At 55.4% G+C, this 9,670-nt stretch carries 7 protein-coding genes and 1 pseudogene; 2 read left to right on the forward strand and 6 right to left on the reverse strand.

What is annotated here, in order from left to right:
- Nucleotides 1-6 precede the first annotated feature (6 nt).
- From R6T97_RS08695 to R6T97_RS08715, 5 genes and pseudogenes are all read right to left on the reverse strand, one after another.
- Nucleotides 7-327 (reverse strand): annotated as a pseudogene (locus tag R6T97_RS08695) (transposase); the annotation flags it as partial.
- 194 nt (nucleotides 328-521) lie between these two features.
- On the reverse strand, nucleotides 522-914 hold the full coding sequence (locus R6T97_RS08700) for a DUF5681 domain-containing protein (protein ID WP_410348898.1): 393 nt from the start codon (nucleotides 912-914) through the stop codon (nucleotides 522-524).
- Nucleotides 907-1,293 (reverse strand): DUF5681 domain-containing protein, encoded by a 387-nt coding sequence (locus R6T97_RS08705; RefSeq protein ID WP_410348899.1) that lies wholly within the window; start codon nucleotides 1,291-1,293, stop codon nucleotides 907-909. The genes R6T97_RS08700 and R6T97_RS08705 overlap by 8 nt, the downstream gene beginning before the upstream one ends.
- Nucleotides 1,290-2,666, reverse strand: a complete 1,377-nt coding sequence (locus R6T97_RS08710; RefSeq protein WP_410348900.1) for a site-specific DNA-methyltransferase — start codon at nucleotides 2,664-2,666, stop codon at nucleotides 1,290-1,292. Before R6T97_RS08710 ends, R6T97_RS08705 begins: the two co-directional genes overlap by 4 nt.
- A gap of 219 nt (nucleotides 2,667-2,885) precedes the next feature.
- Nucleotides 2,886-3,365, reverse strand: coding sequence for a ParB N-terminal domain-containing protein (locus R6T97_RS08715; protein ID WP_410348901.1), 480 nt, complete (start codon nucleotides 3,363-3,365; stop codon nucleotides 2,886-2,888).
- Between the two features lie 715 nt (nucleotides 3,366-4,080).
- Here R6T97_RS08715 and R6T97_RS08720 point away from each other — a divergent pair.
- Both R6T97_RS08720 and R6T97_RS08725 read left to right on the forward strand, forming a co-directional pair.
- A complete protein-coding gene (locus tag R6T97_RS08720; RefSeq protein ID WP_410348902.1) occupies nucleotides 4,081-5,319 on the forward strand; it encodes an exonuclease SbcCD subunit D in 1,239 nt (412 codons plus the stop codon).
- Nucleotides 5,316-8,765 carry an AAA family ATPase gene (locus tag R6T97_RS08725; protein ID WP_410348903.1) on the forward strand — a complete coding sequence of 1,150 codons (3,450 nt, stop codon included), beginning with the start codon at nucleotides 5,316-5,318 and terminating at the stop codon, nucleotides 8,763-8,765. Before R6T97_RS08720 ends, R6T97_RS08725 begins: the two co-directional genes overlap by 4 nt.
- Nucleotides 8,766-9,295: 530 nt before the next feature.
- Here R6T97_RS08725 and R6T97_RS08730 read toward each other — a convergent pair.
- Nucleotides 9,296-9,670 (reverse strand): plasmid partitioning protein RepB C-terminal domain-containing protein (locus R6T97_RS08730; RefSeq protein WP_410348904.1); only part of this gene is annotated, 375 nt, incomplete at its 5' end.

A 9,670-nucleotide genomic window follows, 5' to 3' on the forward strand; every position in this document is an offset into this window, starting at 1 on the left:
TTCCTATCAGGCTTTGCGCGTTTGCTGCGGTGCAGGAAAGATCTTCGCCAGTTTGCGGAGGTTCTGGGCGGTTGCGGCGAGCAGGAATTCGTCGTTTGCACCGCACGGTCCACGTAATCGGAGCCTTCCGAGGCCGAGAATGCGTTTGAGGTGGGCGAAGAGCATCTCGACCTTTTTGCGCAGCCGCATCGAGATGGCATATTGTCTGGTTTTCGCGATATCTCGGGCAACTTGGCGGGCGTCTTCATGTTCTTCGCAGGTGATCTTGCGGGCATCAGCATTCGGACAGCACGTCATCTTTGACGGACAGGCTTGGCAGGTACGCGCCACTCCCCTACTACGCATTCACAGCTGTTGCCAGTAACCAAATAACGGTCTTCTTGATCAGTCTCGTAATCCATCGCGAGGCCAATCATGGCCGTTACGCCCTTCAAAACCGAGACGTCTTCCCGTGGAGCACGCATGTTGCGCACGGCACTCGGGCCTGGGGTAGGAGTCAGGAAACGCTACCGGGCAAAAGATCAGTCGCTGAAGCGTTTCTTCAGACCATCAGTGTTCACCCCCATTTTATCCATATGGGCGATGAGATCATAATGTTGCTGGCGTTTCTCGCTTTCGCGAGCATCCAGAGCAGGCTGGACTTCCAGCATGATGTTGATCGCCTTGAGCAGGGACGGTACATGGCCTTTGAGGCCCTTCTTGCAAAGTGCGAGGTAGGACGCTTCGAACCCGTCGAGTGACACAGTTTTTCCCTGCGGTGTTCGGGCGCTGACGGGCTCGGAAAGGATCGCTGCGGCATCATTGATCAGATCAAATCTTGTTTTCGGGCGACCCTTCGGATTGCCCGACTGACCCTTTTGCCACTGACTGGATTTCGGCGGCTTGCCAAAGCCGGTTTTGTAATCGTCAGCCATTGTCGGCTCCATCATCTATGATTGTAACGCCCATCCGTCGGAGCAAATCAAGCACCCGCCGTTTTTTCTCTTCCGGATCGATGCGTTCAGCCTGATTCACCCCGGCTTCGTCCAGAATACGCCGCTGCAGAACGATGGCACGACGGTCGCCTGACAGCGCCAGTTCCCGCAGCTTGCGGATCAGCGCCTCACGGACTTGCATTTGCTGGCCTGCACCGCTCACTCGAACTTTCCGTTTCAGTACCCGCTGTAGCAATGTGTATAGGTCATCCTTCTTTTTGGGCCGCCCTTTCGGGTTGCCAGACTTTCCTTTCTTGAACTGCGTGTGTTCCGGCGGGCTCATATAGCCCACCGGGTATTTGTCATTTTGATCGCTCATTCTGCCGCCTCCACAGAAGGCGCCGAGACTTCATCAGCACGCCGTAGAGCAGCGTTGGCAAAACGCTCACCGGTTTCCACCAAAACAGCCTCATTACCTGTCAGGGCCGCGTAGCGGCGGCAAATCACATCGCAATAGACAGGATCAAGCTCGACAAGCCGGGCAATGCGGCCACAGCGTTCGGCTGCAATCAGCGTTGTGCCGGAACCGCCAAAGCCATCCAGTACAATGTCACCACGACGAGTCACATCTTTGATGGCATCAGTTACCAATGCCACAGGCTTTACAGTCGGATGCAGCTCCAGATCTTTCTGGTTAGCGCCAAAGCTGTTTACGCCAGGATATTCCCAGACATTGGTGCGGTAGCGCCCTGTTTCACCAAGACCAAAGGTATTGATATGAGGCGCAGTTCCGACTTTCCACGCAAAGACCAGTTCGTGCTGCGAGCGGTAAAACGTGCCCATACCACCATTCGACTTTTTCCAGACGATGAGGTTCTTCAGCTCCGAATATATGCCGTCCCCGGCACTCTGCAGCTCTCCAATATGACGCCAGTCCATGCAGACAAAGTGAATGGCACCATCCACGCTGACATTGCGCATGCCAGTGAGCGCTTTTGCCAGAAACCGGGTAAATCCCGCCTGATCCATTTCACCCGACGCCATCGCAAATTCCCGGTGTTGAATCGCGCCAGAGCCGCAGACGTGGCCGCTGATTTTCACATTGTAGGGAGGATCAGTGAACACCATGCGGGCCTGATCATCCTGCATCAGTATGGCATACGTCTCAGACAACTGCGCATCGCCACAGATCAGACGATGATCGCCCAACAGCCAGACATCGCCAAGCCGCGTTGCGGGTGCAGCTTCCAAGGTCTCAGGCACAACATCACCAGGATCATCGTCGTCACCGAAATCGCCATCGAGCAGCAAATCCAGTTCGGCTGTTTCAAACCCGGTGATTTCCAGTTCAAAGTCCAGCTCCATGTCAGCAAGTGACTGAAGCTCAATTGTGAGAATGTCGCGATCCCAGCCGGCAAGTTCTGCCAGGCGATTGTCGGCAATGACATAGGCACGCCGTTCAGCATCAGACAAATGCGCAAGTTCAATCGTCGGAACTTCGCCCAGACCAAGCTGCATTGCTGCAGCAACCCGGCCATGACCGGCAATGACGATGCCATCGGATCCGATCAAAACAGGGTTCAGGAAACCAAATGTTCTGATGGACGCCGCGATCTGTGCAATCTGTTTAGCAGAATGCGTCCGCGCGTTGCCATCATAAGCAATCAGTTTTCCAGGATCGCGATTAACAATTTTCAGCCGGGTTTCGGCCGGAAGGGTCGAAGCATGCGCTTCGTTGGAGATTTTAGACATAGGGGTTACCCCACAACTTGTGCGCCACCCGGATTTGCCGGGGCTGACGCGGGCTGCACCCCTGTCTGGGAAGCGCAGCCGGTTTCAAGAAATGTGAAGGCCGAGCCATTCATGGCTCTTTGCAAAGGGCCGGGTTTCTCCGGCACAAGATCGGCAGGCCCTCCCACCGATCACTTCGCTTTGTTTGGTGAAACCGCACAAGATGTGCGGGTTCACAAGTCACGCCAAACGACGTGCTTTTGGGTAAGACATATTTCCACGGGCATCGCAGAATCCGCCGTCAATTTTGAACTCGGTGTTCAGACGCATATTTGGCAGGCCGCGAACATCAATTTCAAGAGACCCTGGCTGCCAGTTTCCCAGCCTTGCAAAGCGCATCAAACCGATACTAAGAAGACGCCGCTCCTGCTCAGTCATATACTGAAGCGGTATAGTTGGAATCGACGATAGTTTTAGTTTCCTGGCCGCTTCAACACGACCTTGCCCGCTTACAATCGAGTTTTCCCCGTTTGTAACCACAGGCAGGGAGAATCCAACCTTGCCGATCGTTTCTACGATCGTCTGAATTTGCTCTTCGCTATGGCACGGCATGTACTCACAACCGTGATCCACGAGCTCCTGCGGAGCTACGTGGATTAATTTCCACCGACTTGTCGCCGGTAGTTCAAGAGCCTTTGGCTCAGTCTTCAATGTGGGCATTTGGAATCCTCCTATACGCACCACGCCCCCGGACTGTTCCGGTGACTTCGAAATTCGATGCGGTGATGTTCACCGCCTAACTCCGTTGATGCGTAAGCAGATCTGAAGACGCTTACGTGGATGCCAGGTTTCGCCCCGACAGGTGCAACAGCCAGAGGCTGTCTACGTTACGTTTGCAGGAGGACGATCCAGATTGTCGACGCCTGCGGTATTTAATTGCATTACGCATGAACACATACGCAAGAAGTTTTTTTGGTAGAGCAGCCCAAAATATAAATAGCTTATACAAAAAGCGACATTTTGCCCGGTTTTGCTATGCGCCACTGCCCCCCAAACGGAACACTAGCGGCATTTTAGTAAGAACTCGAACCGCTGGTGATTCTATTCTCGTCAAATCGAAGCGCTTAGCGCACGCATGGCAAAGGCTTACAGCAATCTTGTCTAAAGCTGTGGTAATCAGTTTCCGTACACTGCGTTCAAGCAAGCACAGCACAGCAAACAATAGGGCGGATATGCAACCTTAGAACTTCGAGATCTGTTTTGGCTTGGAACTTGGAGGGTCTATTCCCTGACAAAATTTGACACCCATAGGCTTTATGATTGGTCTAAACGTGAAAGAACGATTCGCCCCAAGCTTCGGGGGCAATTTCTGGTTTGAAAACGCGAAGCAAAGCCAGAGCAGTGGACGTGCGCACCGGATATTGGGAGACGATGTTTGATTAAGTTATTACACACTGCCGATGTCCACCTAGACTCGCCGCTGACATCCTTGGCTCTGCGCGATGAATCCTTGCGAGAAAGCATTCAGTCTGCGACGCGGTCCGCCTTCGTTCAGATTATTGACACATCTCTGGCTGAGAATGTCGATGCACTACTGATCGCGGGCGACCTGTATGACGGTGCGCAGCGCAGCGCAAAAACAGCAGCTTTTCTGACAGGGCAATTGGAGAGGCTGCGGACCGCGGGGATCCCAGTTTTCTACATTAAAGGTAATCACGACGCTGAAAATCCTATCACAGGTGAAGTGGCTCTCCCCGACAACGTCCATATTTTCGATGGGCGGGGCGGTAAACAACAGCTTGAGGGCAAAAATGTTTGGATTCACGGCGTGAGTTTCAACGGCAAACATGCCCCCGACAGCCTGCTCAGTAAGTTTGAGGCGCCGGTACCAGGTGCTGTGAATATTGCGATGCTGCACACATCATTGGCCGGCGCAACTGGGCACGACAACTATGCGCCCTGTTCGGTCGCCGAGCTTTCGGCGCTGGGCTTCGACTATTGGGCACTAGGCCACATACACAAACGTCAGGTGCACAGCGAGGCACCATGGGTTGTCATGCCAGGGATCCTGCAGGGCCGGGACATCGGCGAAGCCGGGTCCAAGTCGGCTACGCTTTTAACGATCGAAGACGAAGGTATTGCCATCGAAGAGGTGCCAACCTCGGTCGTTACCTTTCTTGGGCACAACATTGATGTTTCTGGGGCCGAAAATGATGATGAGATCCGCCAGCGGATCCGAAGTGGCATCCACGGTCCGATCGAAGGCTTGCAGGCAGGTAACAATGCTATTTTGCGGCTAACACTTGTGGGGCGCACGACGCAGCATTGGCAGGTGTTGCGCGACAGAGACGTCTGGGCTGAAACCGTCTCGCAAATTACCGAAGAAACCGGGCGGCTTTGGGTCGAAAAACTCGACTTTGCACTGGAGGCGCCAAACGCAGTCGCAGACAGCAGCGCCACAGACGAGCTTGGCCAGCTTATGAAGCAGATCGCAATGGAAGAGGGTTTCGCTGCGCAAGCGCAGGCGGAAGTCGACGACGTGCTGTCTCAGCTGCCGTCCACCCGACGGGCCGAGCTACTGTCGGATGAGACAGCTCTCGCTGACCTGACGCGGGATCTTGCGGAGGCCGGATCCAAACATCTCTATGCACTGATGAAGGGAGCTTCGGAATGATGCGCCTTCGAAAGTTGGATCTTGAGCTTTTTGGTGGCTTCACTGGTAGGGGCTATGATTTCGGGCCGCGACGGGAGGCCGGAATTCCAGACTTTCACGTGATCTATGGTCCGAATGAAGCTGGGAAGACCACCACTATGGAAGGTTATCTACGGCTTCTGTACGGCTTTCCCCATAGGGAACCTTACGATTTCCAGCACCAGCGCAAGAACCTGCGGGTTTCTGGATTGCTGGATATCGACGGCACCGAGGCGGCGTTCACGCGGCTTCCGACGCGGGATCCGTCATTGCGCGATGTGCATGGAGCAGAATTGCCGAACAGCGCGCTGCAGGGACATCTTGGTGGCCTTTCGGAAGATGATTACCGCAACCTTCTTTGCCTGGACGATATGACGATCGAAAAGGGTGGTGAGGAAATTACCCGGGCCAAGGGTGACATCGGGCGACTGTTGTTTTCTGCTGCGGCTGGGATCAGCGAGCTCTCCGAGGTGCTCGACAGCGTTCGTGACGAAGCCGATGGCCTCTATCGTAAACGGGCCAGCACAACACGTCTCGCAGTCCTGAAGAAGGAATATGCTGAGGTTGAGCGGCAAATCCGCGACCTTGATGTGTCTGCAACCCAGTATCGCAAGCTGAAACAGGCTGCCGATGAGGCTCATGCAGAAGAAACCGAGGTTTCCGGGTGCCGAAAAGCACTGTTCGGGGCGAAGGCGGCGCTCGAAGCCAAGCTCAAGGCTCTGCCGGTGTTACGTGAGATCGACGGGCTCGATGAAAAACTCGAGCCGTTCAGCTTATGGCCCGCGCAGCTGGACATCGACCCGGAAGACTTGGTGCGGATGCTGACGGATCAGGCCAAGGCGCAGAGCAGCGTCAAAAAGCTGGGTGAGGAAATCGATGGGCTGCGTGCAGACCTTTTGGAGGTTGAACACCACCCTGAGCACCTCGCGCTGTCACAGGAACTGGACGATCTGGATTCATTGAGAAGCCGATATGCCACAGCGGAGCTCGACCTTAACCGGCGCCACACAGCGCTTGACGAGATCCTCGACGACCTGCGTCTTGCAGCCCGAGATCTTGGTGCCCCCGCAGGCATCGATCCCAAGGTCCTTGTTCTTTTTCCTGCCGCGTTGTCAGAGCTCGAACAGGCACGCGAGCGAATGCGTGATGCTGAGAACTCGGTCAAACGCGAACGTGATGAACTGACGGAACTGCACGAAAAGATCGAGGCGGCCAAAGACGCGCAGAGTGCACTTAGTACCGATGGGTCTTCCGTGGTCGATCTGGAGGAGATCTTTGAGCGCTTCAGTGTTGATAACCTCGCCGCGCGCCATGCGGCGGCCTCCGAGGCTGTGAAGACCGCACTTCGACATGCTCGCGCAGCTTTGGATGCACTCACGATCAAGGGGCAGAGCTTTGATGACCTGCCCATTTGTCCAATTATATTTGAAGAAGCCGAAGCTTTGTTGGGTGATGTGCAGGAAATCACACGTAAGCACGAAAACTCTATCCTTGAACTTGAAAAAACGCGCTCAGAGCTTGCCGAGCGCAGCGCGCGGATTGCGCAGATTAAGGGGATGGACGGGCTCATCAATGATGAAGAGGCCCATAGTATAAGGGCGGACAGGGATGGCCTCTGGAAGGCGCACAAGGCCAGCTTGACCGATAAGACCGCACTGGATTTTGAGGGCGCGATGTTGCGTGTCGACGGCGCCACGGATCTCCGCCTCTCGCAATTTGCGGATATTGGAACCTTGCGCCAACACGAACAGGATGTCGCGGCATCAAAGGCTCGGAAAGATTTGGTGGAGCAGAAAATTGCATCGCTGGTTGACGAGCGCGACGCAGTTTTGAAGCAGCTGTCGGCTGCAGCGAGTGAGGCTGGCATTAGTGCGACGATTGCGCCAGAGGCGTTGGTGACCTGGCTAAGAAAGCTTGAAGCGGCCGCGCAGGCTTCGGCCGAACTGCACCGTCTTCAGGACGAGCATCGGGAGACTTTCGAAAAGTCGAAGCGGCTGACGGATGAGCTGTCACAGCATGTCATTCGTGATACGCAAGATTTTGACGATCTCGTTGCCGCTGCAAAAAGAGATCTTGCGGCACAACGCACCTATCAGGAAGACTTGCGTGCCGCGAGGTCCCGTGTCGATGATTTAACGAGCGATCATACGAAACGGACCGCCAGACTTGCTGACCTTGAAGAGGACGCCGCCGCCGCACGCCGCCATTGGCTAGAGCAAGTGTCAGAGGTCTTACCGGCAGGCCTGAACACCGAATTACTTGAGACCTCTTTTCAGCCGCTCCACGATCTGCGTGAGCGCGAAAAAGAGCGCGTGGTGCTCGAGCGCCAGGTGTCAGCCATGCAAGCGGACCAGACTCAGTTCTCTGAGAAAATGAGCAAGTTGGCTGAGCGAGTTGGTGTCGCCGCCACGTGCTCGCCGCTTTCGGATTATGACGTGCTCAAGAGGTTGTCGGAGAAGGCTATCGGTGAGGAGGACACATCGCTCGCACTGAACAAGCGAATCAACGAACTCGAACAGGCGCAGGGCGACGCCAACAAAGTGCTGGACGACATCGACCTCGCGGTTGCCGCGATGGCACGGCTCTTTCCACAAGGTGTTGATGCCAGTTCGCTAGGCGCCCTGAGGCAATCTGTCGGTACCGCCACTGGCGTCATCAATGACCGTGCCAGGCGCGCGGAACTTGAAAGAGATTTGCTGTCTTTCCTTCACCTTGAGAGCCAAGAGGAAGCTCGCGCCGTATTGGCGGGGGCGAGCCAAACCAGTCTAGGCTCCGAACTGGACGAGATCTGCTCCGATTTGGAAAGCGCTGAGGACCTATACAGGGGCGCCATCGAGGAACGGACCACTGCAGAGAGAGAGTTGCGCGCCATCAGTGGGGATGATGACATCGCGCGCCTCGTCGAACGGAAGACGACGCTGGAGCTTGAGTTACAGGAGGCAGCCCTCCGGCATCTTGAGTTGAGCCTTGGCCACCGTCTCGCCGAAACGGCAATTCGCCGCTACCGCGATGAACATCGCAATGCGATGATGCAGGCAACCGAAGCTGCTTTCGCGGAACTAACGAACGGAGCTTATTCTCATCTCCAGACCCAAGTTGATGGTGCTTCGGAAACTCTGTTGGCGCTTGATGCGAGCGGTATGGCAAAGCAAGCGCAGGACATGTCAAAAGGTACCCGGTTCCAACTCTATCTTGCTTTGCGGGCGGCCGCCTACGAGCAACTTGCAGAACAGGGGACATCGCTACCATTCTTCTGCGATGATATCTTTGAGACCTTTGACGAAGAACGTACGCGATCTGCCTGCCGCGTGATGGAGCGGGTCGGCCGACAGGGACAAGCAATCTATCTCACCCACCATCAGCATGTCGTCGACATCGCCCAAGAGGTTTGCGGGGATGGCGTGCAAATCCACAGAATTAGGGATTAGCAACAGCTCTTCGAGCGATGCGGTTAGATGGCGCCACAACTATTCGATGACAGGGTAGAGCGGCTTTCCCCAGATTTCGTCGGGATTACCCGAGGCAAAATGCGAAACAGTCGAGCTGATGCGGCTCGTCAACACGCTCTGTGCTCTGCCAGAGAAGAGCATAAATGACAGTTGATCAAATGATTGGTGGTTTAGCCAAAGGTTATCTCCGGCAGGACCGACCCCACTAATTGCGGCTGAAAATATTCTTTATATCAGTGACTTAATCCGCAACACTTGCGATGTTCAGCTCTCTTTTTGTTCGTGAGTTTTCGAGCAGGCGTGCCGAACCGTGCGATCCTTCGACACGCCTGCAAATATCGCAACTACATCAGTAGTCACGCGGTCGGCGAAACCTCGCCCAACCTGGTGGGCTCCGCGCGGGTTCGCCGCTATCCCCACCACCGCGCTCGATCCGACCCGCCGTCCGGCGTCTCCTGCGGTCCCCGCGCTTATCGGGTCCGGGTCCCCATCAGTTCTGATTGCCTCTGCTACTGTGCCTCGGGTGGCGGGGTGGAAGCCATCTCGGTGATAGCTTGGAATTCCGCCAGAAATTCCGGTCGGTGCTGCATGAGGTACCGGACGATACGGGCGTTCTGGAGCAACTTTCCCAAATACCCTTTTACGACAGTCAGCTGCAGATGATCCTTCCCATAAGAGTCCTGAATCGAGGTGATCCCTTCCTGCAGTCGGGCCAGTTCCCGTTCCATGCGCGCCATGGCCTCGGGTGTAATTCCCTTCATCTTCTTGGGTTTTTTCGTGTCCACCAACTGCGCCTGAGGCGTTCCCGCAAGGATCGCGGAGATGTATGCCGGAGTGTAATTGTTCGCGTTCATCATCAGCTCGGCCGCCTCGATCTGGCGCAT

The organism is Yoonia sp., assembly GCF_046498525.1.
GTDB lineage: Bacteria > Pseudomonadota > Alphaproteobacteria > Rhodobacterales > Rhodobacteraceae > Yoonia.

Excerpts from the sequence above, each read along its gene's own strand:
- R6T97_RS08700 (WP_410348898.1), bottom strand. The coding sequence starts at position 914 with ATGGCTGACGATTACAAAACCGGCTTTGGCAAGCCGCCGAAATCCAGT.
- R6T97_RS08705 (WP_410348899.1), bottom strand. The coding sequence starts at position 1,293 with ATGAGCGATCAAAATGACAAATACCCGGTGGGCTATATGAGCCCGCCG.
- R6T97_RS08710 (WP_410348900.1), bottom strand. The coding sequence starts at position 2,666 with ATGTCTAAAATCTCCAACGAAGCGCATGCTTCGACCCTTCCGGCCGAA.
- R6T97_RS08715 (WP_410348901.1), bottom strand. The coding sequence starts at position 3,365 with ATGCCCACATTGAAGACTGAGCCAAAGGCTCTTGAACTACCGGCGACA.
- R6T97_RS08725 (WP_410348903.1), top strand. The coding sequence starts at position 5,316 with ATGATGCGCCTTCGAAAGTTGGATCTTGAGCTTTTTGGTGGCTTCACT.